The following is a 23,430-nucleotide window of genomic DNA, read 5'->3' as shown; positions in this document are numbered from 1 at the left end:
ATATTAAATGAGTAAACAAAGAGATCATAAGGTGTTATCCTTGCTGGGAGGTATTGCTATTTTATTTGCAACCTTTATTTTAATCAACTGGGACGAGGTGAAAGATGGTTATGAAGCAGGAATGAAAGCTGCTTGCGAGGATCGCTGCGATTAAACCACTTCCCCTTCCCTTTACTGTTGGTATGAACTTCAATGTTTTACAAATAACCTTCATTAAATTTATATAATTTCCTCAGGTTTGGCATCCCTTATATTATTCAGGTTGATTTCAAACTCGTTATGTCTATACGAATTCATGTGACCATTGGAGAGGTGTCAATAAGTTGAGAGAAAAGTCCTCACTTAAATTTTTGATAAAAAACAGGAATAAGTACTTTAGCAGCTACCTAAAACTCAACGTAGTGTCAGCAAATAAATCCTCTAAAGTCACCCCTTTAATGAAGCAGTACAACGCTATTAAAGTGAAGTATCCAGATGCTTTATTGCTTTTCAGGGTCGGAGATTTCTATGAAACCTTTGGGGAGGACGCGGTAAAAACGGCACGCATTCTCAATATCGTTTGCACCAATCGGAATAATGGTAGTGAACGAACTGAGTTGGCTGGATTTCCACATCATTCATTAAATACCTATCTCCCCAAATTAGTGAAAGCTGGGGAGCGTGTGGCTATCTGTGATCAATTGGAAGACCCGAAGATGACCAAAAAAATTGTCAAACGTGGAGTTACCGAGCTTGTAACACCTGGTGTAGCAATGAACGATGAGGTATTACAAAGTAAATCGAATAACTTTCTCTGTGCGGTTCACTTCGGGAAAAAGATCCTGGGTATTTCCTTTTTAGATGTTTCCACGGGTGAATTTCTCACGACTCAAGGTAATACTGAATATATTGATAAATTACTTCAGAATTTCATGCCGAGTGAGGTTCTTATTCAGAAGAAATTTAAGAAGAATTTTACTGTTTCTTTTGGTGAAGGTTTTCACTGTTTTTATCTAGATGACTGGGTTTTTAAACCCGACTTCGCTCATGAACATTTAAACCAGCATTTTCAAACTCAATCACTTAAGGGCTTTGGCGTAGCCCATTTGGAAGAAGGAGTTGTCGCTGCAGGGGCAGTCTTGCATTACCTGGCCCAAACTCGTCATGATAAGCTTGAACATATTAACTCTATCAATCGTATTGCTGAAGAGGAATATGTCTGGATGGACCGATTTACCATACGAAACCTTGAATTATATCATTCCACTTCTGTCAATGCGGTGACTCTCTTGGATGTAATTGATAAGACTATTTCTCCTATGGGAGGAAGGTTACTGAAGCGGTGGCTTGCCCTACCTTTAAAAAATAGGGAAAAGATAAGGCAACGACATCAGGTTGTGGGATTTCTTTTGGAAAACCCGGAGGTTTTGAAAAAAATCCAGCAGCATATAAAACAGATAAGTGATCTTGAGAGGCTTATCTCCAAGGTTGCTACTACAAGAATCTCACCACGGGAAATGAATCAACTCAAAAGCTCTCTGGATGCTGTAGCTCCTATTAAAGCTCTGGCTTTGAAATCGGAAAATGAGGCAATTCAAATTCTTGGAGAGCAGCTTAATGATTGTGATCGGCTGCGGGAAAAAATAGGTCAGTGCCTGAATGAAGAGGCTCCCGTTAATATATTGAAAGGGAACTGTATAAAGGAAGGTTTTTCCGAAGAACTCGATGGGTTGCGTAGGATTGCCTTTTCAGGTAAAGATTATTTGGATAATATGTTAGAGCGGGAGAGTCGCTCTACGGGGATTTCATCTTTGAAAATTGGTAACAACAATGTGTATGGCTATTATATCGAGGTGCGGAACACGCATAAAGATAAGGTGCCAGATGAATGGGTTAGAAAGCAAACCCTTGTCAATGCTGAGCGTTATATAACTGAAGAGCTCAAAGAATATGAAACTAAGATTTTGGGCGCTGAAGAAAAAATATTACAGCTGGAACAGCAACTATTCGCACAATTGGTGCAGGGGATGAGTGAATATATCCAACCTGTGCAACAGAATGCTCAGCTTATTGCCCGGTTGGATTGTCTTGCATCTTTTGCTCTGCAGGCCAAGACAGAGAATTACTGCAAACCAGAAATTTTGGATGGTTTTGAGTTAGCGATTGGGCAGGGCAGGCATCCGGTGATCGAGAAGCAACTTCCCATTGGGGAGAATTATATCACCAATGATCTTCACCTGGATAGGGAAAACCAGCAGGTGATTATGATCACCGGACCTAATATGAGTGGTAAGAGCGCTATATTAAGACAAACCGCCCTTATCGTACTCATGGCACAGATGGGTAGTTTTGTGCCTGCTGAATCTGCTGAGATTGGAGTCGTAGATAAGATCTTTACCAGGGTGGGAGCCAGTGATAATATCTCGATGGGGGAATCTACTTTTATGGTGGAAATGAATGAAACTGCCAGTATATTGAATAATATTTCAGATCGCAGTCTGGTGTTACTTGATGAGATAGGAAGAGGTACCAGTACTTATGATGGAATTTCTATTGCCTGGGCCATAAGTGAATACCTACACGAACATCCTGCCAGGCCAAAAACGCTTTTTGCCACCCATTACCATGAGTTAAACGAGATGTGCGAATCTTTTGAGCGGATCAAAAATTTCAATGTTTCGGTAAAAGAATTGAAGGATAATGTGCTTTTTCTTCGGAAGTTGGTTCCAGGAGGAAGTGAACACAGCTTCGGGATACATGTGGCCAGGATGGCTGGGATGCCCCAGCAGGTACTTCACCGAGCTAACAAGATATTAAAAAAGCTCGAGGAATCTCATTCTATGGAAGACTCGGGAGCAATCCTGAAAAATTCAGCTGAAGACGAACTGCAATTGAGCTTCTTTAATCTTGACGATCCCTTGCTTGAAGAATTAAAGGAAGAGTTACTTCAGATTGATATTGATACCCTGACACCAGTAGAGGCTCTAATGAAGCTAAATGAAATCAAGAGAATGCTGGGAGCAAAGATGCGAAAGGTGTAAAATTAGAGCCATAAGGATTGAAGTTTAAGCGCTTAGTTTTTGATGAAGTAAAAACCCTTTCTTTTTTTCTGAAAAGCCTTTGACATTATAAGATTTATATTAAATTTGCATCCGCAATAGCAGTTGCGGCCACGATTAAAAACGTGAATGTTCTTTCTAAACGCGAAAATAGCTCAGTTGGTAGAGCGCCACCTTGCCAAGGTGGAGGTCGCGGGTTCGAATCCCGTTTTTCGCTCTGAAATTAAAACCAAAGACCCCGGTTTTTCGGGGTTTTTAGTTTGATTTACGCTCGGATGGTGGAATTGGTAGACACGTTGGACTTAAAATCCAATGACCAGCAACGGTCGTGCGGGTTCAAGTCCCGCTCCGAGTACTTTAAAAACCCGTAATTGTATTGTTTTCTCAATATATGTTACGGGTTTTTTTATGCCTTGTTGACAAATATTTGACTAGGAAAATAGTTTAAGTGAAAAGGAAAATTAAAAAGCACGATTATGTCTTATACTAACAAATTCATATTCTATACATGCTGAGACTTTTTGATTTGAAAAAAATTAGATTTTCCAAACGCCATTACCAATAATCCAAGAATAGTTAAGATTCCTCCTAGAATAGCGATAGTTTCAGGAAATTTTCCGAAGTATAAATAAGCCCCAAATAAAACAAAAAGGCCTTTGGTGCTATTAATAATAGCTTTTTGGGATAATGGGATATACTGTAAGGCCAGATATCCCGCAATAACTGTTAAAAATGGTCCTAGAGAAGCACCAATGAAAATATTCACCAAGGGTTTAACACCTATTATTAAGGCTTCCTCATTATATACCAACCCAATGATTGAAAATACCAGTAAGAATAAACTCCGGTTGGTGGTCAGTATTATTGGATTGATTTTCTGAATATTCTTTTTAATAATTACGGCGCTAAAAGCTGTAAATATACTAGCAAAAATCACATACTGGGTGCCATTTATAAACATGTCACTTAATCCGGAGTTACCTTTGTAACTTATTATAAATGCCCCAATTATAGCGAGTATCATACCTATTAACTCCTGGATGCTGAATCGTTCTTTTAAAACAAAAAAACTTAGAGAGATAACAAAGGCAGGAGCAACATTACCTATAAAGGAAGTGATTGCTGGATTGGCTATGGTATGTATCGCTTTAAAGAAAAAAAATGTTCCTAAAACTTCTATAAGACCCAGCCCTAAAAGAATACTCAGGTTTTTTCTGGCAAATGCCGTTAATGATCTAAAAGTTCTTTGGGTACAACCATAGAAGAATATCCAGGATAAACCGATTGCGAACCAGTATACTCCAAATTGCGCCAGGCTAACTTCCATTAGAGCAGCTTTACTGAATATATAAACATTAGATACCGCGATAACAGAAACAAAAGCAAGTAAAACACCTTTTATTTTATCAGATAATTTCACGGTATTAATTTACCATCTTTCCTATTGGCCAACTGCAACAATTGTTGCTAAGGGTTTGGTGACTCATTTGTTTTATAATCAATCTAATAGGAGCAAATGGTAACATGGTGTACCCGCCGGGTAAACTTCACTTTGAGCCAGATAGCCACCGGTTACGACAACAGGCTGAAAATTTAATTTTAAAACGACAGTTAATCACCAATGTGTCACATACTATTAAACTTATTTCATATTTCATTCACCCAATTAATCTTTTATGTGATACCTTCAAATTGTTGATTTACAATAAAATGAATGGTCATAACGAGTAACCCCGATGAAAAAAATGATATTAAATGTATCTTTTTCGGAGTTTAAGGGTCTACTTAAAGAACCATAAAAACATTAATATTATGAATAATTGTAAATGCACTAATTGTGATTGTAAAAAATGTAATTGTATAAACTGTCTGGATAGCAACTGTCCATGTACCACATGCGAGTGTGATAAATGTAGTTGTTGTTAAACCCTATAAAGGTTAGCCGGTAGGTTAACCTTTATTATATTTATATATGGAGACTAAAGAAATCTGGGATAATTTCGGAAACGAATTATATTTTTTCATTCTTAAAAGAGTGAAAGATAAAAACGCCACGAATGATATTTTTCAGAATACTTTCATGAAGATTCATGACAACCTTTCTAATCTTAGAAAAGGAGAGAAAATTAAAGGATGGATTTTTCAAATTGCAAGAAATGAAATAGCGAATCACTTCAATAAAGAATCCATTTATGTGGATAAAATTACTGTAAATAAAGAGGTTCCCTCTTCAAAATATAAGAATATATGCTGCTTTGATAAATTTATAAATGACTTGCCTGAAATTTACAGAGAAGTAATTGAACTGGTATATATTAAAGGCTGTAAGCAGAATGATGCGGCAAATCAATTAGAAATAAGCCTGGAGAATGTAAAGGCAAGGATTAGAAGAGCAAAAAATATCCTAAAGAAAAAATTCAATGAATGTTGTAAATATGAAATTGATGAAAATGGTAAATTAACTGGAGATTCTGATTGCTCGATATGTAATACAATTTAAAGAAGATTCTTCCACCCTGAATGATTTCAGATCGGACCAGGTAAAATTATTACTGGATTAGTTCTTTGTTTTATCTATGGAAAAAACTCATTGGCATTCACTTACTTTGAAGGAGTTGATAGAGGGAAAACTAGGTAATAAAATTTTAGAAATTTCGCAATTGAAATAGCTGGCTAGGGTAATGCTAAAATAGCCAGGATAAACCAGCTCCGGCACCAAAACGGTTATCGTAACTTGCGATGATCCTTATATTTTTTCCAGCCACATATTCCAAGCCTGCTTGCCAGGTTTCTTCGCTTTCAAAATTTGAATTATCAGGAAGCGTAGTATTCCATCCAAAATCCATTTGATATTCATATTCTCCAAAAATTCCTATTCTGGGAAAAACCATTAACCCTCCACTAAGTGCAATTTGGGGCCTGAGCTTATTGTCAATACGTAATTCAGAATCAATCAACATTGGTAAGAAGTATCGAATTCCTCCAATAGCTGTTGTTTCTAGCTCATCGAGCTTATCCTCCGTTTCGTTTTCAAGGTTTACTCCACCGAATAAACGGAAGTAATCATTTAAATAACGCTCATAGGTGAGGCTGGCTTCCAAGTTCTCATTCCATCCATATTCTCCTCTCAATATAAACTGGTTTCGAATATTGGAAGCTGTTGCAAATAGTTCTGTCATATGACTTCCCACCAAAACCTCACCCCAAGTAAATACTTCATTGGCTTCAGTGGTTAAGTTAGCTAAAGGAAAATTATTTAAGCGTTCATCACGCGGGGTATCATAGCTAAAAACCCTTGCCATACCGCTATTCATATGATAAAGAACATGACAATGGAAGAACCAGTCCCCATATTCATTAGCATCAAATTCTATAACCGTTTTCTGCATGGGTGCAACATTGACTGTGTGTTTTAAAGGGGAGTATTCCCCATGCTTATTTATTACCCTAAAAAAGTGACCATGCAGGTGCATAGGATGGTGCATCATAGTTAAGTTGTTAAGGGTTATCCTTACCTTTTGTCCCTGTTCAATTTTTATTTTGTCGGTTTCCGAAAGTGGAACCCCATTGATACTCCATACATACCGGTTCATATTTCCGGTTAAGTTGAACAACATTTCTTTAAGGGGCTTATCATCAGCGATCGTGGTTTTTTTTGACGATTTTAAATAATCATAATTAAACTGAGGATTACCTGCGGTCTTCATTTTGTCACCTATAACAACTTCAGCAGGCAAGGGTTTTTTATCCATCTCCATACCCTTCTCAGCTGATTTTTCATGAACCATTTTTCCGTCCATATCCTCATTGGCCTCCTCTCCCATATTGTCATTAGTATGTTTCATATCCATACTTTTACCGCTCATATCCATTTCCATTGAATATTTTTTCATGACCCTGATTGAATCCTCCTGCCCAGGTCTGAATTTAGAAGCGGGGGCACCCATTCTCATATCCATAGACATCATTTGCTTCATCGTTTCAATAAGGTCTGGCCTTGGAACTTCCGGAGCATCTATAACTGGACCTTTGCCGAGATAAGTGACTGATTCTCCTGATCCATCCTGAGAAGTAGCCCTGATACCTAATTTTCCATCTTCGGGTATTGTCACAATGAAATCATAGGTTTCAGCCACTGCAATTAAGGTTTTATTTTTTTTTATAGGTACTATATCTAGTCCATCTGCGGAAATAAGAGTAGGCGTTTGGCCTCCGAAAGTCAACCAAAAGTAAGTTGCTGCAGAGGCGTTCACAAATCTTACCCTAACCTTTTCTCCTGCTTTGAATTGGGGATATTCTTGTTTAGGTTTACCATTAACCAGGAATAGATCATGATAATTATCTGATATTGCGATATCTGGCATTCGTTGCCAGCTCATTTTTAATTTTGCTCCCAGTGCTTTCTTTTTTAATACTTTATTTAAACTTTGTATTTGCCCTTTTTTAATAAGGTACCATTCATTTCCTCTTTTCAGGTTTTTTAGTTGTTGATGAGGTTTTTCATCCATCCAGTCTGATAGGGTCAGAACCAGGTCATGATCATATTCAAATTCAGGTTTTTTTGGGTTTATCTGTATCGCACCGTATACACCTCTTTGTTCCTGTAGTCTAGTATGAGAGTGATACCAATAGGTCCCGGATTGTTTTAGCGCAAATTCGTAAGTAAAAGTTTCTCCTGGACGAATGGGAGGAGTGGTCAGGTAAGGTACCCCGTCATGAAAATTTGGAAGTAAAAGTCCATGCCAATGAATTGAGGTTTCCTCATCCATTTTATTAGTCACATTTATTTTAGCGTACTGACCTTCCGTGAATTCCAATACTGGACCAGGAATCCCCCCGTTAATAGTCATTGCTTTCACGGTGTCACCAGTCAGGTTTACCTTTTGCTCATCTATAGTAATGTTGTATTCATGTACAGGCCAGTTATCTACATTGCCTTCAACTGAAGCATTGCGTTCCTGCTGAGCAGAAATAAAAGCGACTTTACAAAAAAAGATTAAACTCCAAAGGCCCAAACTTCTCATAGCATTTTAAATTTTTAATTTTATAATAATTTCTTCCTCTCAACTTGGTTTAATTTATTTCAGGGAAAAAGAAGTTTTTTAAGAGGAGTGTCCAACCATTTCTAAATGATGATCTATTGTTTTTCTTAATTCCTGAGTCGATAAATTATTTTCTTATTGGAGCGGTCTCTCTTTCTTGAGCTTCAATAATTTCTATAGCAAGTTATTTTGTTTTGGGTTCTCCTACATCTGCCCTGAAATTGTCAATATTCCTAATAAACTAAGCAGCGCTGGTTTTCCCATTCATCAGCATATAAGAACATGCTGCCATAGATTATTTTGTTTTGGGTTGTTATTTTTTCTATTTCTTCTTCGTAATATCATTTTTTTATTGTTCTTGATATCCAGCATACCACCTTACAGACCATTGATTTTTTTGAGGCAATTGAAGTATAGTTAAATTCAAAGAGAATATCGATCATAACATTAGGGTCGGCAATCACTGGAATTTTTTCTTTGGTATCTATCGGATCACTCTGCTCTTGTTTAATTAATAAAAACAAAATAATAGCAGGAGAGACATTTAAAATTATATTTTATTAAATGAATTTTTTTTAATGTTTTCATAAAACCTTTTGTAGATTGTTTGGAGCGATAGCATTGAAGTGGTGAAACCGAATAAAATTGGAAAAATAAGACCGAAGTGCAAAAGGTGATAAGCTATCAGGATTTTTATAATTTAGAGAAAAATTAATAGATGTCTGGAATTTTATTAATTATTGGGATCACATTATTGCTAGTAGCAATTCATGATTTTTTTTATACTACACTTTCAGGGAGTGGTAACGCCTTTATTTCTAAGAATGTTTCAGTCCTTGCGGATAACCTGATCCAATTAGTTGTAAAGGTCCTTGGGAGAAAGGCTTACAATTACAACGGGTTATTCGTAAACCTGATGATTCTGTTTTTCTGGCTTCTTTTAATTTGGGGCGGACTTTTCCTGTTATATACCTCCAATCCCGAAGCCATTACAAATAGCAGTGGCAGGATCGCTAATCACTGGGAACGGCTTTACTTTGCTAGCTATACCCTTTCCACCTTAGGAATGGGAAATTTCAAACCGACCACTCCTGTATTTGAATTAATAACAGCTACCTTCTCTTTTTTTGGGTTTATTTTCTTTACAAGCGCAATGACCTACTTTCTTTCGGTTTCTTCAGCCCTTGTCAATAAGAGAACCTTCTCTAAGAGTATATATAATTTAGGGCAGAGTCCCCGGGAATTGGCCAAGGGTATTTTGGATCTTGATCCCTCCTTTGCCTACCAACAAATCTTAGAGTTACAGAAAATGATAGATGCACATTCTGTAAATCATCACGCATATCCTGTTATTCATTACTATAGACAATATAAAAAAAAGGATAGTTTCAGTCTGAATATAGCACGATTAGATGAAGCAGTAACCTTCCTAATTCATTCTAAAGAAGCAGGGGAATTTCATAGGGAATTAAATTTGCTGCGCTCTTCTTTATCTGGATTTCTGGAAGATATTAAAAACAATTACGCTTCAAGGGTGTCAGAGAAAGGAAGAATAGATTCATTCGATTTTCCACCCTTGAGATCAGAAATAAACACAAAGGAGCTACATAAGCGGAGACGTATTTTGGAGGCATTATTAAAAAGCGAGAATAATACGTGGAATGATGTTTTTTCAAAAACCTAAGGATTTGTATAATATCAATGTGGATACCAATCAAGGATTATTTTGGAAAACAGATCCTAATTTTTAGGATGCCGTAAACAATAGGTCCCGAAAGAATCAGAATAAGACATTAAGAGTGAACCTGGCCTATTCATAAAAATAGCCTCTCTAGTTTTATTTGCAAATATCTTTTGTCTGGAAATGTGATTAAGGAGCTAGGAGTGGTAATAGAGTTGATAGCCAGTAAGATTACTATTAATTTAAATTTTCGGAAATTACACGGAAATAAATTCGGTCTGGTTATCAAAGGCAATTAGGTCAGAGGGCGTTATTCTACTTGGAGTCCCATATTGAATAAATAAATTAACTTTACTTGAATAAAACCTCCATGTATGCTCCAAAAAAGAACACTAAAGAAGCTAATCTTAATGTCATTTCTTTTTCTTTCTATCTCTTGTGATGAGGATAATATAGAACAAATAACCCATCTGGAAGGAAATCTGGTAATTGAATCCATGGAAGATATGGAAGATTCTGATATTGGGGTTTATAAATCTATAAACGGGAATTTGATAATTCGGGATACCTATGAAGTTTTGGATTTGAGTAAGCTGAAGAATTTAGAGAAGGTAAGTGGAGTGATTATCATGAATAACAGTAATCTTAAGTCCTTAAGTGGGTTAGAGAAAATAGAGAGTTTAGATTTTCTGGAAATTAAAAATAATCCCCAGCTCATGACATTAAATGGTATTGAGTATTTGATAAATATTTCAAATATTCTAAGAATTGAGAATAATGATAAACTCGAGACTTTAACTGCTTTACAGGGATTGGAAAGAATAGGGGAACAATTTTTTTTAAGTGATAATATTCTCTTGAGCGATTTAAACGGGTTGGAGAATTTAAAAGAGGTGCACCAACTCTTACTCCTTAATAATATTAATTTAATTAATATAAATGGGCTTGAAGGGATTTCTAATTCATCTGATATGAGAATTTATTCCAATGATTCTTTAAAAGATTTTTGCGGTTTGGCAACCTTTGTGAGCGAAAACAAAGACTCGATCTCCTTTATTACCCGGTCCAATGGCTATAATCCCAGTATTGAGGATATGGTAAATAATAATTGTTCAAATTAAGATCCTTTGATAGTAGAATTTTAAAGTTACTTTTTGTTGGTAAATTTATTAAGGCATGAAATAATACCATTCCGGCAGCGCGATCCTTTTAATCGTGTAAAATAAAGATAGGTAATCTGTTAGGGGCGGTTATATAAAAACCATGCTTAGAATGCATGATATGCCTGCAAATTTTAATATTTTTTGCCAGCAGGCAGATAACATCAAATTTTTTCTGAAGTTCATTCCAGGTATTCTGGTCATAACTCTCTACATCGTTTAGCTTAAAAAAGTCTACCTGCATTTGTTCTAGACTTTCGAAAGTGGAAGTTTTCTGGGTTCTCTGCTCAGGGTCGATAGTATCCCCTAATTCCCATACATTGAGTCGGGTATTATCCAAAAAAACACTGTTTTTCAAAAATTTCAGGTTTCTTGCAGACAGGGTAACCGAATAATCAATTGGCATAAGGATATCTTTGATCTCCCTGAACTGAACATTTTCTGGAACAGCTAATAGATTACACTTGATTTTGGAAATGATCTCGAAAGTGTGGTCGCCAAGAATCGTAGAATATCGCATGTTTTTTCCGACAGCTCCCATTACCAGAAGATCAATATTGTTTTTATTTAAGAAGTTCCGTGTGGTATTTACCAGATTATCTTCTTCATAATGTCCGAATACCCGATGGGGTCTTTCAACGGAACGTTCTCTAAGCTTATCAACTCTTTCCTGTAATTTTGCTTTAGTTGCTGCTCTCTTTATCTCCCGTTCTGTTTCAGATGCATTAGGATCTGGTACGTAGATGTTCAATAGTGTAAAATTGACTTTTTCTTCTCTTAAAAGGTCCATAGCATAATGGGTGGCATTAATCGCAACCTCGGAAAAGTCTGAAAGTAATAAAACGTTCATCTTAATGGTTTGAAAACAAACATACTATAATCATTGGTACAAGAATATGATTATGATCAGGTCGAGATTTACTAATTGTTTTACGAAACCTCCGCAGTAAAGAGAATGCTTTAGAATGAGTCAATTAAATATGCCGGTATACTGGCGGCTTTTTTGGAAATTATAGACCTGGTCGTCTGGGCAGTAGATTTTTTAAAAAAACTTTTAAAAGAAAAAACAAAAAATCTACCCCGGAAGGATAGCTGCATCCGGGTATAGATTAAGGGTGAGTCCTACCTGTAACTTACCAGGTTTAAATTTAAATGATGCTATCGCACATTTAAAAATACGGTCACAAAGATGATCACAAAAACCACAATGCCTATGGCAGTAAGTTCTTTGTAATGTCTTTTGATCCAGTTAAGTGGTGTAAAGTTCTGATCCATATCGTCTGTTATATTTACAGCAGATCGGTTCATGAATTTTGGGGAGTGAATAAATTAATAGAATTACCTTTGAAATAAAATAGGGGAAAACCCCCAGTTTGTGTAATTTTTAATGCGCGTTACATTTCTAACCATTGTCTGAAAGCGGATGCTTTATTGCTGCTTATTACCTGATCCCCAGCAGTTTCGGGTTTTGTGCGTAGGAGTAATCTTCCTTTAAAATAACTTTCAGCTTTTTCTACTGCGCTTATGCTTACGATAAGCTGCCTATTTGCCCTAAAGAATCTATGTGTATCCAATTGTTCTTCCAATTGGTCCAGACTATTATTCACCGCAAATCGTTTTCCTTCGAAATTCACTAATAGCACAATGCCGTCTTCGGCTATAAAATAGGCTATTTCTTCGGTAGGAATCACTTGTATACTTTGGCCGCTTTTCACCATGAATCGGGACCTCTTTTTCGGTGAAGCAGGTTCTTGTACATCCTGCAACATGTTTTTTAAATTGTTTATCTGTATATTAAAACTTCTGTTAGTTAGGCTTTCATATTTTGCTATTGCCTTGGATAGTTCCTCTTTTTTTATTGGTTTTAACAAATAATCGATACTGTTTACCTTAAAGGCGTCAATGGCATATTCATTAAAGGCTGTAGTGAAGATTATGGGGCATTCAAGCTTAACCTCTTTGAAAATATCAAAACTGTTACCATCAGAAAGGTGGATATCACAAAAAATCAGGTCCGGTTGAGAATTGACTCCAAACCATGCTACGGCTTCTTCAATGCTTGGGAGTACTTCTAAAATTTGCGTTTCAGGTCTTAACTCCAGGATCATTGTTTCCAAAGCTTTCGCGGCAAAACTTTCGTCCTCAATAATTACTACTTTCATTATTTTCAATCTTTAATAAAGGTAACTGGATAATAACCTGGTTTTCAATGGAGAAAATTTCAGGCTTTTTATTGGTAAAGATGGAATACCGGTTGCTGATCTGCTCAATTTCCACAGGGTGAGATGAATCTTTTTTGCATGATCTGCCGCAACTTATCTTTAGGATATCCCCTTCAGTTGTAAATTCCATTTTTAATTTAGTACTGGGTACTTTCATTTTTATCAATTGGTTGGACAAAGAGAATAAAATTCCCGCCGGTAGAGATAAACTATTGCCAAGTTTGGTAATGTTCAGTTTAACTTCGATAGCATCAGAAAATTGTGTCCTTAAGAGGGAAATATAGGCTTCTAGTGTTTGTAGTTCTTCTTGAAGGGAAACCAGCTCTTTTTCATCTGAGGCTAAAAAAGAGCGGTATACTTCAGAAAGATTTTCTACGAATTTAACACTTTCCTCCTTATCTTTTTTGATAAGGGGAGCGAGTACTTCCAGGTTGTCGAATAAAAAATGAGGGTTCACCTGTTCCTTAAGTTTCTGTAATTCAGCATGAAATTTTCCCCTTTCCAGGCGAGCAGCATTCAGTCGTTCCTGCTGAAGTTGTTTCCTTATCCTGTTTCGCTCTACAAAATAATAGAAGAAAAGGCCTGAAATTGCATGAATAACAAAACCTCTCCTGACAGCATCAGGATACCATTCTACTTCTTCAACCCATACCACTATTACCCATAAAAAAGGCAATTTAATGGCCACCGTTAAAAATACTGTAGCTAAAACAACAATAAAACCCTCCACAAAGTTGGTAAATAGTCTGTTAAGGCTTTGAAAAGGATTGGAATGAATGAGTCTTGAAATTTTAGGGTATAACCAGAAAAGAAGTAGAAAATAACAGATGCTTAAAATTAATTCAATCCAAACGGTGTAATCAAGAGGTATAAATACAGTTCCATGTGAAATGTATATGGAGACTAAGTATAATACTAAGGTAACCAGAGTGGCTACAATAATATTTTTCACCCAAACCCCGTATTTATTTTGAGGTAAGGTATTTAAATGACCATATTTTTTAGGGAGGTTCACTCTAAGGATTTTGTTTTTTTTCGGTTATTGCATCTTTGGATTCTAATTTTAATAGAGGAATTTCTGCAATAAAATATCCCTTGGTCTTTTGAAAAGACGTTTTCTTTTCGGTGAGAAATTTATACCGGTTGATGAGATTTTTTAATCCTGTTTGAGTGGATAAAGCTGCTGATTTTCGGGGTTTTATTTTATTGGTAACAACTAAACCATCATTTTTAGTGAAAACCTTAATAACCAGCGGGTCTTTCCTAGTAGAACCATTATGTTTAACCGCATTTTCGATGAGCGTTTGCAAGCTCCCAGGGGGCAAGAACAGTTCTTTTTTTTCTTTGGGAATTTCAATTTTAAAAGCAATAGCATCCCCAAACCTGGTTTTGAGGAGATAATTATAAGCCTTAACCACGTTTAATTCCTGGTGTAAACTTATCAGTTCCTTTTCACTGTTTTGTAGGAAGGCCCGGTATACCTCTGAGAGTTTCTGAACAAATTTTACCGCCCGGTCTTGATCTATTCGAATTAAAGTAGCCAAAACATTCAGGCTATTGAATAGAAAATGAGGATTCATTTGTTTGCGAAGATACTGTAATTGTGCTTCAAAACTCTCTTTTTGCAATTTTGCATTACGTAATAACTCTTTCTGCAAACGTCGTTTACTCTGTTCTCTCTCTACAAAATAATAAAAGAAGAGGGCAAGGGTAGCCATAAAAATATAATTAAGTCTAAGCTTTTTATCTATGACCTCAATTTCAGGAAATACCAAATAAAAGGGAATTAAAACCGTAATAAACAAAAGAAATATTGCACTTAAAATTACCAGTACTGCTTCTACGCTGCTCTTCAGTGCGGTATGCGTATTACTCATCTTAAGGTTCAAAAATGAAGATATGCCGCGATGAACCAAAAAAACCGAAAGAAGAAAAACAAAAGTGGCAGTCAACTCAAAAAACATTACCCTATTAAAAACCGATGTACCATCTTTATAAAAAAACAGGGTTCCATGATGAAGAAAGACAATAATGAAAAATACCAGTATACTAGTTATTAGTGCCTTAAGTATTAGTTTCCTCAGCCAGCCTTTAGAATTTTCTTTTTGCAGACTTTCTTCGTAAACAAAATTCTTATGTAGTCCTTCGGTGGTAATTGGTGCCTTTATTAATTGTTTTAGGTAAATGTAAAGAATTAATAGCTTTTTCAGCGACTTCATGCTTTCTCAATATTGAAGGTTCAACTCTTAGAATGCAATTTCAGGTAATTTCAAGAAATTTCTTTCCATTTCAACGATCCCAAATCCCGTTTCAAGCAATTGATTTCCCGCTTCAACAGAATCTACTTTATTAAGGACGGGTTAGACTGCATCTTTGAGGCATCAAATGAGTATTAACCCATTAAAGATCAAAGTGATGAAGTTGTATCGAAATTTATTTTTTAGTATTTGTTTATTAGTTAGCCAGTTTGCGTTAGCACAGGAGGGAATCTCCGGCAGACTTGAAGATCAAAAAGAGGAGACTGTACCTTTTGCTACGGTCTCTGTAATTAAACTGCCGGACTCCACCCTGGTAACTGGAACTACCTCTGATATAGAAGGTAATTTTACATTAAAACCTTCTGAAGGTGGTAAATATGTATTGAAATTTTCGGCCATTGGTTATGCCGATAATTTTTCTGATGAGCTCCAGGTCTCAGGACCTGATTTTAATTACGATTTAGGAGTAATATTGCTTAGAGAAGAAACTACCATGCTGGATGAGGTGATGCTTAAAAGCTGGAAACCCAGGATGAAGGTTGAGAACGGAAATGTAACTATGGAGGTGGAAGGAACTACCCTTGCCGCCGGAAATAATGCCTACGAAATGCTGGTGAGGGCACCCGGAGTCTCTGCCGATCAAAATGGAAATTTTAAGCTTAACGGAAGAGGTGGCGTTTCGGTCATGCTTGATGGCCGCCTTACCTATCTGAGTGAGGAAGACTTGAAAAATCTTCTTGAATCTATGCCTGCCGAAAACATAAAAAGCATCGAGGTGATGAACAATCCGCCTTCAAAGTACGATGCAGAGGGGAGTGCCGGGATTTTAAATATCAACCTCAAAAAGAATAGTAAGGACGGCTTTAATGGAAGTGTTTATTCCGGATATACAAATGGTAAACCAAATCGGTATAACGGTGGTATCACTCTCAATTTAAATAAAGGTGATTGGGTAGGGTTTCTAAATTTTGACCTTTCGGAACGAGGCACCATTCGCGATGCTGAAATGGAACGTATCTATCCCGAAGGAGGTACAATTGCCAGAACAAATCAAATGGGACGTCAAGAACATAAAAAGCTGGTGCCTTCGCTGATGGCTGGAGGTGATGTGGATTTAAACCAGTCCCATAGCCTGGGCGTGATGGCACAATTCAGTTACTCTAAGGCAGATGATGAGTGGCTCACCGACTCTGAGTTGTTTGATTCCAGCGCTAAAAAACTGGCCGATATTAGTTCAGAAAATTATGAAACTGAGGATGTGTACAACGGCAGAATCAATTTTCATTACCAAATGGACCTCGATACTCTGGGAACTAGTCTATCCACTAATCTGGATTATGCATTTCTGGAAAAGGATATTTTTTCCGAATTCTATAATGACTATTTCTATCCTGATTCCGATTCTAAAAATGAGATCCTATTCAATGAATCCTTCTCTCATTATGATATATTTTCCGGGAAGATTGATTTTAATATGCCTCTTGGCAATGGAGGAAATCTTGAAGCTGGGTTAAAGGCAAGTAAGGTAACCTCTAAGTCAAATCTGGATTTCTACCTAAGAGAAGATGGGGCACGAGTGTTTCTGCCTGAAAATAGCGATAGTTTCCATTATGAAGAAGAGATTTACGCCGCCTATACAAGTTATTCCAAACAATTTAACGAAACCTGGAGTCTTAATGCCGGGTTAAGATTGGAGCAAACTAACGGCCTGGGAATTTCAGCTTCTATGGAAGAAGACAATAAAAGGGACTACCTTGAGCTATTCCCTAACCTGCAGCTTAACCAACAAGTAAGTGAAAATTATAATATTACTTATTCCTATAATCGCAGAATCAAACGCCCAGCTTACGATAGGTTAAATCCCTTTATGTTCTTTGTTGATCCTTATAATATTGTGGTAGGAAACCCTGATCTAAAGCCACAGTTTTCAAATTCATTTAGCATAAACCAGAATTTCTTCGGAAAGTATAATTTGAACCTGCAGTATGAAAGCATTGATGATTACCATACCGAAATCTTTTATCTGGACCAGGAAACAGGTATTACCAGAATTACCGGTGGTAATATAGATAATTATACCGCTTATATGGCCAGCATTCTGGCCCCGGTAGAAATAGCATCCTTTTGGAATACCAATAACACCCTGGTAATGAACTATCAGGATAATAATACCAAAATTGATGGAACTAATGTGGTAAATGAATCCTTTTTCTACCTGTTGCAATCTAATCACCAGATCAATCTGCCTGCAGAACTTAAACTGGAACTCAATGCTAGCCTTCAAGGTCCACTATCTATAGGGATTTATGCTGTTGAACCTATGCAGTGGTTAGACGCAGGAATTAAACGAAGTTTTATGGATGATAATCTGGACGTGACCTTGAGATTTACCGATGTCTTCAGAAGTAGGGACCTGAAGATCACCTCTCAAATCGGGCAAAGCCAGTTCAATGTAAATCAATATTTCAACGATCAAGCTGTAAGCTTAAACCTTCGTTACAAGTTCAACAAAGGGAATACTAAAAAGAAAGCCCGCTCTACAGATACCCTGGAAGAAATGGATAGAGCAGGGGTCAATTAAACCTTTCTTCCGGATACAACTATCATCCCGATCCCGGAGTAAAATCCGGGATCTTTTTAAAAAGACTTTGACGCAACATTTTAAATATGGGAAAGTCATTATTATGAAGAGGGCAACCCTGGAAATCAGTCTGTCTTTTCTAAACTCAAAATTATTTTCAAGGTCTTACTCCCCATCCATCATCAGTTTCCGGAAGGGACCAGAACATGAAAAATTTATCGAGTAAGATTCAATTACATCAATCAAAAAATGATCAGTGATGAAATCCTTTCAATTATTGGTATTAATCTTTTTAGCTCAGAATCTATTGGGGCAAAACGCTATTCACGGACTCCTTGTAGATCAAAACCAGGAATCGGTGCCATCTGCTACGGTATCGGTAGTGCGATTACCAGATTCTACCCTGGTAAGCGGTGTAACCACCAATCCTGACGGTGAATTCAGGTAGGGCCTTCAGAGGTTTCCAGTATAACGAATTACAACTCTTAAACGGGGAGGTCAACCAGTCAACCTGAACTTTCAAAAAGAAAGATGGAATACATTTTTTAACCTGGACCTCGGGGTTATGCAAAGGGTTAACATCAATACGGAATCTTTGCCGGCGAAGAAAAATCTTTTCTCGATCAGCTGGTAGAAGAAATAAGTGAAAGTTTGGAGCCTTCGCTAAGACTGGGAACTGATCTGAAGCTTAATGGAGCGCACAGTCTGGGGCTCATGGCTAGCCTTGGGTTGAAGCACGAGATTCTTGGTTTTTGTCTTGATCCTTGCGATTTTTTCTGAAAAACTTTTATCTTGAAAAGAAAAAATGGAAAAACAGGTCTTGGAATTCGCTCGGAAAGCACACGGAGATCAACAGCGAAAATATTCCGAAGAAGCCTATATAGAACACCCCATCCGTGTGGCAGAACTGGTGAGAAGTGTGCCTCATACCACAGAAATGATTTGCGCGGCCTACCTCCACGATGTGGTAGAAGATACTCCGGTCTCCCTTCAGGATATAGAACGAAGATTCGGCCGAAGGATAGCATTACTTGTAGAAGAGCTAACAGATGAATATGAAAAAAAGCAATATCCTCATCTTAACCGAAGGCAACGTAAACAAAAAGAGGTGGTGCGACAAGGGCAGATTAGCACAGAGGCCAAGACTATTAAGCTTGCTGATGTGATAGACAATACCCGCGATATCCTTAATAACGATCCGGGTTTTGCTCGTAAATATATCCGTGAAATGGAGGCCCTTATCGAAGCTTTGCAAGGTGGAGATTTTAAATTACTTATGAGGGCCTGTTATGAAGTACAACGCGGAATCATTCAGCTAAGAGAGCACTGATTTTTTTTATCACTAACTGTCGGTATTAAAGCTTAAATTTAGAGTTGCTTGAAAAAATTAAAATCCTGAGAAATGAAAATTCTATACTTGCACGGACTCGAAAGTAAACTCAATGAAGCTAAACGGGTACGACTTCAGAAATACGGAAAGGTCTTTGCTCCCAATATCGATTATTATAATATTCCAAATTCCATAGAATGGGTACTAGGGAAATATGCCGATATCCAATTTGGGGCTGTAATAGGTAGTAGTATGGGGGGATTTGCCGGTTATTATATTTCTCAAAAATTGAATGTACCAGCCCTTTTGTTTAATCCGGCTTTAAAAAACCGATCTACTTTTCAGGAGGTACCCGAAAATATCGAAATTTCTCCACGCCTGAAACAATTGGTTATTGGGCAGCAGGATCCAGTAGTGAAACCTTCCGATACCTTAAATTTCCTGGGAGAACATTTGAACCGGGGAGCAGATTTGTATTTACACCTGCGACCTGAAATGGAGCACAGGGTATCATTGGATTGCTTTGAAGAAGAGCTGAAAAGCTTTTTTAAAAAAATATGAATTATCGTGGTATTTAGATTCGTTGCTTTGACTTGTTTTCACCATTTCTTGGTCTTTATTTCTCCCTTCATTTTCTTTCTGGACGCTATACCTTATTGTCAAAACATAGCCCTGAGGACAACCTTATAATAGCCTCTTTCAGGTGGCATTTAGCTGCTTTTGCAATAAGGAGGACCAAGTTAGAAATCACTTTAAATCAATGCTCCAGATCCCCCGCACTTCATTTTCTGAATACCCCAGTGCCTTATCATCTGGATAAAGTTCCTTGATTTTTTTCAACACCTCTGGTTTCATTTGTTCTGGCTTCCCGTGACATTGCAAACACATTTGATTGGTCACTATAGGATAGTAGAACTTATTCTTCCCGTTTTTAGGAATCACTACCGGTGCCGGTTCTTTACCTTCTTTAAGATTCTGTTTGAAATGATTAATATAGTATTCTTCTTCCTTATTGGCGGCATTACCTGGATTCCTATTTTTGTCTGATACTCTTTTAATATCCGCATTGTGCAACTTCTCCATTTTGGCAGTAATTGGAATAGCTTCTGCATTGCAGAAATTTAGCGCATGGACCGGGCCTCCATCATTTAGGGCTTTCATTAGGTTTTTTCCCAGCTGCTGCTGGGTGGCCTGGGCGATATCCATGCCTGTTTTGGCAAGGGTGTTAGCCTGGATGTTTTTTCCCATCCCTCTCCCTAAACCCTCACCGCGGTGGCCAGGGGCTTGAGGTAGTTCCGCTTTATAGAGGTATTGGGCGATCTGTTTTATGGCCGAATCCGGAAATTCCTGGTATGGCATAAGTCCAAAGTTTCGGACAGCACCGTACATTTTTGCCTTTTCTCTTGTAGGCTCCTGCACAAAATTCATCATATTGGCAATAAAATCTTCCTGCGTAATACCTTCTTCTAAATAATATTTCTGTACCATACTCATCGGTGGTGCTAAACGGTTCTGGCTATCCGGATTATGACATGCGTAACAATATTGCTCCATCAATGCCTTTCCAGGATGCTCCTGAGATTCGGCTTCCGCTAAAATTTCGGATTGCAGGTAGGTGTCTTTTTTGTCCTTGCAGGAACTAACTAAAAATACTAAACCCAGTAATAATATTATTCTTTTCATCTTTTGATTGATTTCTTATCTAAAGATACTAAAGAATAATGTTTAAAAGGAGCTGAAGTTTTCTGGAATCAATAAAAGGTGGCCATAAAATCCGGCCACCTTTTTTAAAGACTGGAGATTGGAATCATTTTAGGTCAAAGCGGTCCAGGTTCATCACCTTATTCCAAGCTTTAATGAAGTCTTTGATAAATTTCTCCTGGGAATCTCTGCAACCGTAAACTTCTGCCAGAGCTCTAAGTTCTGAGTTTGATCCAAAAATGAGGTCAACTCTGGTCCCCGTCCATTTCTTCTCTCCGGTAGCTCTGTCACTGCCTTCAAACAGGTCTTGCTTATCGGAGGATGATTTCCAGGTTGTACGCATATCCAGCAGATTAACAAAATAATCATTGGTGAGTTGGCCCGGACGTTTTGTGAAGACTCCATGTTTAGACCCATCAAAGTTCGTATCCAATACGCGCATTCCGCCTATTAAAACCGTCATCTCTGGCGGGGTAAGCGTCAGTAGCTGAGCTTTGTCTATAAGCATCTCTTCTGCAGAAGTGGATATATTTTCCTTATGCTTGATGTAATTTCTAAAACCATCGGCCCGAGGCTCAAGAGGCTCAAAGGCTTCAGCGTCGGTTTGTTCTTCTAACGCATCGCCGCGACCGCCAGTGAAAGGTATCTCGATATCATGTCCCGCTTCCTTTGCTGCCTTTTCAATGGCGGCATTTCCTGCAAGAACGATAAGGTCGGCCAGGGAAATTCTTTTGTTATTGGATTGTGCCTCATTGAATTCCTTTTGAATTTCTTCAAGTTTTAGAATGACCTTTTGCAGTTGCGGAGGGTTGTTCGCTTCCCAGTGTCGTTGCGGAGCAAAACGAATTCTGGCACCATTGGCACCACCACGTTTATCAGAGCCGCGGAAGGTTGAAGCCGAAGCCCAGGCCGTTCTTACAAGATCTGAGACTGAGATACCTGAACTCAGGATTTTTTTCTTCAGTCCTGCAATGTCATTATCATTGGCCAGCTCATAATCGATTTTTGGAATTGGATCCTGCCAGATAAGTTCTTCAGAAGGTACTTCAGGTCCCAGGTAACGAGAAATTGGACCCATATCCCTGTGGGTTAATTTATACCAGGCCTTAGAAAAAGCCTGTGCAAACTCCTTTGGATTCTCGTGGAAATGTTTTGATATCTTCCTATACTCCGGATCGTCTCTTAGGGAAAGGTCAGTGGTCAGCATAAAAGGAGCATGTTTAACCGAAGGCTCATGAGCGTCGGGCACAGTGTCTGCACCGGCATTGTCCTTTGGTTTCCATTGCCAGGCTCCTCCTGGTCCTCTGTGGCACTCCCATTCAAAGCCAAAAAGATTATCTAAAAAGAGGTTTGTCCACTGAGTAGGTTTTTGCGTCCATGCTCCTTCAATTCCACTGGTGATGGTGGCCTGGGCATTTCCTTTGCCGAAGCTGTTTTTCCAGCCAAGGCCCATTTCTTCAATTCCTGCTCCGGCAGGTTCTGCTCCAACATATTTTTCAGCATCAGCAGCTCCATGGGTTTTTCCAAAGGTATGTCCACCGGCGATCAGTGCTACGGTTTCATAATCATTCATTGCCATTCTTCCGAAGGTCTCCCTGATATCCTTTGCAGCAGCAATAGGGTCAGGATTGCCATTAGGACCCTCCGGGTTGACGTAAATAAGTCCCATGTGGGAAGCTCCCAATGGATCTTCCAGATTTTCTTTTTGATAGCGTTCTTTATTGCCGAGCCATTCTCCTTCAGAGCCCCAATAAATGTCATCTTCAGGTTCCCAGATGTCTTGACGACCTCCTGCAAATCCAAAGGTTTCCAACCCCATGGATTCCAAGGCTACGTTTCCTGCGAGAATCATAAGGTCAGCCCAGGATAACTTCCTTCCGTATTTTTGTTTAATTGGCCACAAGAGTAATCGTGCTTTATCCAGGTTGGCATTATCCGGCCAAGAATTGAGGGGTGCAAAACGCTGAGACCCGGAGCTCGCGCCTCCACGACCATCACCGATCCGGTAGGTTCCTGCGCTATGCCAGGCCATTCTAATAAAAAATGGTCCGTAATGTCCGTAATCGGCCGGCCACCAATCCTGGCTATCCGTCATGAGCTCATTAAGGTCCTTCTTAACGGCAGCAAGATCCAAACTTTTAAATTCCTCGGCATAATTGAAATCTTCTCCCATGGGATTAGACAAATTGGAATGTTGCCTTAAAATATGAAGGTTTAACATATCAGGCCACCAGTCGCGATTACTTGTTCCTGTTCCGGCCGTCTTTTCGACAGCTCCTCCCATAAAGGGGCAGCGGCTCGATTCATTGACTTCCCATACTTTGTGGCTGTCAGGGTTGTTGGAATGATTGTTTCTATCCATTTTTTAAAGTTTTAGCGGTTTATAATCTAAAAATACTATAATTTTTCCTTATTGA

General features: G+C 38.1%; 18 protein-coding genes and 2 tRNA genes. 11 read left to right on the top strand and 9 right to left on the bottom strand.

Annotation, left to right across the window (positions count from 1 at the left end; translation table 11 throughout):
- The first annotated feature begins 7 nt into the window (after positions 1–7).
- The 4 genes from ACW6NC_RS06535 (at position 8) to ACW6NC_RS06520 (ending at position 3,393) form a co-directional block, all read left to right on the top strand.
- Complete coding sequence (locus tag ACW6NC_RS06535; protein ID WP_457864539.1) at positions 8–154, top strand: hypothetical protein; 147 nt, start codon at positions 8–10, stop codon at positions 152–154.
- A gap of 283 nt (positions 155–437) precedes the next feature.
- Entirely contained in the window at positions 438–3,020 is a 2,583-nt protein-coding gene (mutS, locus tag ACW6NC_RS06530) for a DNA mismatch repair protein MutS (RefSeq protein WP_457864537.1), read from the top strand.
- Between the two features lie 162 nt (positions 3,021–3,182).
- A tRNA-Gly gene (locus ACW6NC_RS06525) sits at positions 3,183–3,255 on the top strand.
- 52 nt (positions 3,256–3,307) lie between these two features.
- Positions 3,308–3,393: transfer RNA gene (locus tag ACW6NC_RS06520), tRNA-Leu, on the top strand.
- A gap of 147 nt (positions 3,394–3,540) precedes the next feature.
- Here the strand turns inward: ACW6NC_RS06520 and ACW6NC_RS06515 are convergent.
- Positions 3,541–4,458 (bottom strand): DMT family transporter, encoded by a 918-nt coding sequence (locus tag ACW6NC_RS06515; protein ID WP_457864535.1) that lies wholly within the window; start codon positions 4,456–4,458, stop codon positions 3,541–3,543.
- A gap of 552 nt (positions 4,459–5,010) precedes the next feature.
- On the opposite strand from ACW6NC_RS06515, the gene ACW6NC_RS06510 reads away from it, so the two are divergent.
- Positions 5,011–5,538 carry a sigma-70 family RNA polymerase sigma factor gene (locus tag ACW6NC_RS06510; protein WP_457864533.1) on the top strand — a complete coding sequence of 176 codons (528 nt, stop codon included), beginning with the start codon at positions 5,011–5,013 and terminating at the stop codon, positions 5,536–5,538.
- A 184-nt stretch (positions 5,539–5,722) separates the two neighbouring features.
- Here the strand turns inward: ACW6NC_RS06510 and ACW6NC_RS06505 are convergent, their stop codons facing one another.
- Positions 5,723–8,062 (bottom strand): multicopper oxidase domain-containing protein, encoded by a 2,340-nt coding sequence (locus ACW6NC_RS06505; protein WP_457864532.1) that lies wholly within the window; start codon positions 8,060–8,062, stop codon positions 5,723–5,725.
- A gap of 736 nt (positions 8,063–8,798) precedes the next feature.
- Between ACW6NC_RS06505 and ACW6NC_RS06500 the strand changes: the two genes are divergently transcribed.
- Positions 8,799–9,764 carry an ion channel gene (locus tag ACW6NC_RS06500; protein WP_457864531.1) on the top strand — a complete coding sequence of 322 codons (966 nt, stop codon included), beginning with the start codon at positions 8,799–8,801 and terminating at the stop codon, positions 9,762–9,764.
- A gap of 371 nt (positions 9,765–10,135) precedes the next feature.
- A complete protein-coding gene (locus ACW6NC_RS06495) occupies positions 10,136–10,882 on the top strand; it encodes a hypothetical protein (protein ID WP_457864530.1) in 747 nt (248 codons plus the stop codon).
- A gap of 88 nt (positions 10,883–10,970) precedes the next feature.
- Here ACW6NC_RS06495 and ACW6NC_RS06490 read toward each other — a convergent pair whose 3' ends face one another.
- From ACW6NC_RS06490 to ACW6NC_RS06470, 5 genes are all read right to left on the bottom strand, one after another.
- Entirely contained in the window at positions 10,971–11,771 is an 801-nt protein-coding gene (locus ACW6NC_RS06490) for a universal stress protein (RefSeq protein ID WP_457864529.1), read from the bottom strand.
- A gap of 308 nt (positions 11,772–12,079) precedes the next feature.
- Positions 12,080–12,229: a hypothetical protein gene (locus tag ACW6NC_RS06485; protein WP_457864528.1), complete on the bottom strand. Its 150-nt coding sequence runs from the start codon at positions 12,227–12,229 to the stop codon at positions 12,080–12,082.
- An 86-nt stretch (positions 12,230–12,315) separates the two neighbouring features.
- Positions 12,316–13,083 (bottom strand): LytR/AlgR family response regulator transcription factor, encoded by a 768-nt coding sequence (locus ACW6NC_RS06480; RefSeq protein WP_457864526.1) that lies wholly within the window; start codon positions 13,081–13,083, stop codon positions 12,316–12,318.
- The gene (locus tag ACW6NC_RS06475) at positions 13,064–14,158 is read right to left on the bottom strand and encodes a sensor histidine kinase (protein WP_457864525.1); all 1,095 of its coding nucleotides are present in this window, start codon (positions 14,156–14,158) and stop codon (positions 13,064–13,066) included. Before ACW6NC_RS06475 ends, ACW6NC_RS06480 begins: the two co-directional genes overlap by 20 nt.
- Position 14,159: 1 nt before the next feature.
- Positions 14,160–15,362: a sensor histidine kinase gene (locus tag ACW6NC_RS06470; RefSeq protein WP_457864523.1), complete on the bottom strand. Its 1,203-nt coding sequence runs from the start codon at positions 15,360–15,362 to the stop codon at positions 14,160–14,162.
- A 196-nt stretch (positions 15,363–15,558) separates the two neighbouring features.
- Here ACW6NC_RS06470 and ACW6NC_RS06465 point away from each other — a divergent pair, with 196 nt between their 5' ends.
- The 4 genes from ACW6NC_RS06465 to ACW6NC_RS06450 all read left to right on the top strand — a co-directional run bounded on the left by ACW6NC_RS06465 (position 15,559) and on the right by ACW6NC_RS06450 (position 19,873).
- Positions 15,559–17,982 carry a TonB-dependent receptor domain-containing protein gene (locus ACW6NC_RS06465; protein ID WP_457864521.1) on the top strand — a complete coding sequence of 808 codons (2,424 nt, stop codon included), beginning with the start codon at positions 15,559–15,561 and terminating at the stop codon, positions 17,980–17,982.
- A gap of 259 nt (positions 17,983–18,241) precedes the next feature.
- Entirely contained in the window at positions 18,242–18,430 is a 189-nt protein-coding gene (locus tag ACW6NC_RS06460; RefSeq protein WP_457864519.1) for a carboxypeptidase-like regulatory domain-containing protein, read from the top strand.
- 357 nt (positions 18,431–18,787) lie between these two features.
- Positions 18,788–19,312: an HD domain-containing protein gene (locus tag ACW6NC_RS06455; RefSeq protein WP_457864517.1), complete on the top strand. Its 525-nt coding sequence runs from the start codon at positions 18,788–18,790 to the stop codon at positions 19,310–19,312.
- Positions 19,313–19,384: 72 nt separating this feature from the next.
- Positions 19,385–19,873, top strand: a complete 489-nt coding sequence (locus tag ACW6NC_RS06450; RefSeq protein WP_457864515.1) for a YqiA/YcfP family alpha/beta fold hydrolase — start codon at positions 19,385–19,387, stop codon at positions 19,871–19,873.
- Positions 19,874–20,059: 186 nt separating this feature from the next.
- Here the strand turns inward: ACW6NC_RS06450 and ACW6NC_RS06445 are convergent, their stop codons facing one another.
- Both ACW6NC_RS06445 and katG read right to left on the bottom strand, forming a co-directional pair.
- Complete coding sequence (locus ACW6NC_RS06445) at positions 20,060–20,995, bottom strand: c-type heme family protein (RefSeq protein WP_457864513.1); 936 nt, start codon at positions 20,993–20,995, stop codon at positions 20,060–20,062.
- Positions 20,996–21,119: 124 nt separating this feature from the next.
- A complete protein-coding gene (gene katG / locus ACW6NC_RS06440) occupies positions 21,120–23,375 on the bottom strand; it encodes a catalase/peroxidase HPI (protein WP_457864511.1) in 2,256 nt (751 codons plus the stop codon).
- Between the last annotated feature and the right edge of the window lie 55 nt (positions 23,376–23,430).

Source organism: Salegentibacter profundi (assembly GCF_054121475.1).
The sequence above is the reverse complement of the archived record's forward strand: the minus strand, read 5'-3'. Positions and strand labels throughout refer to the sequence as shown.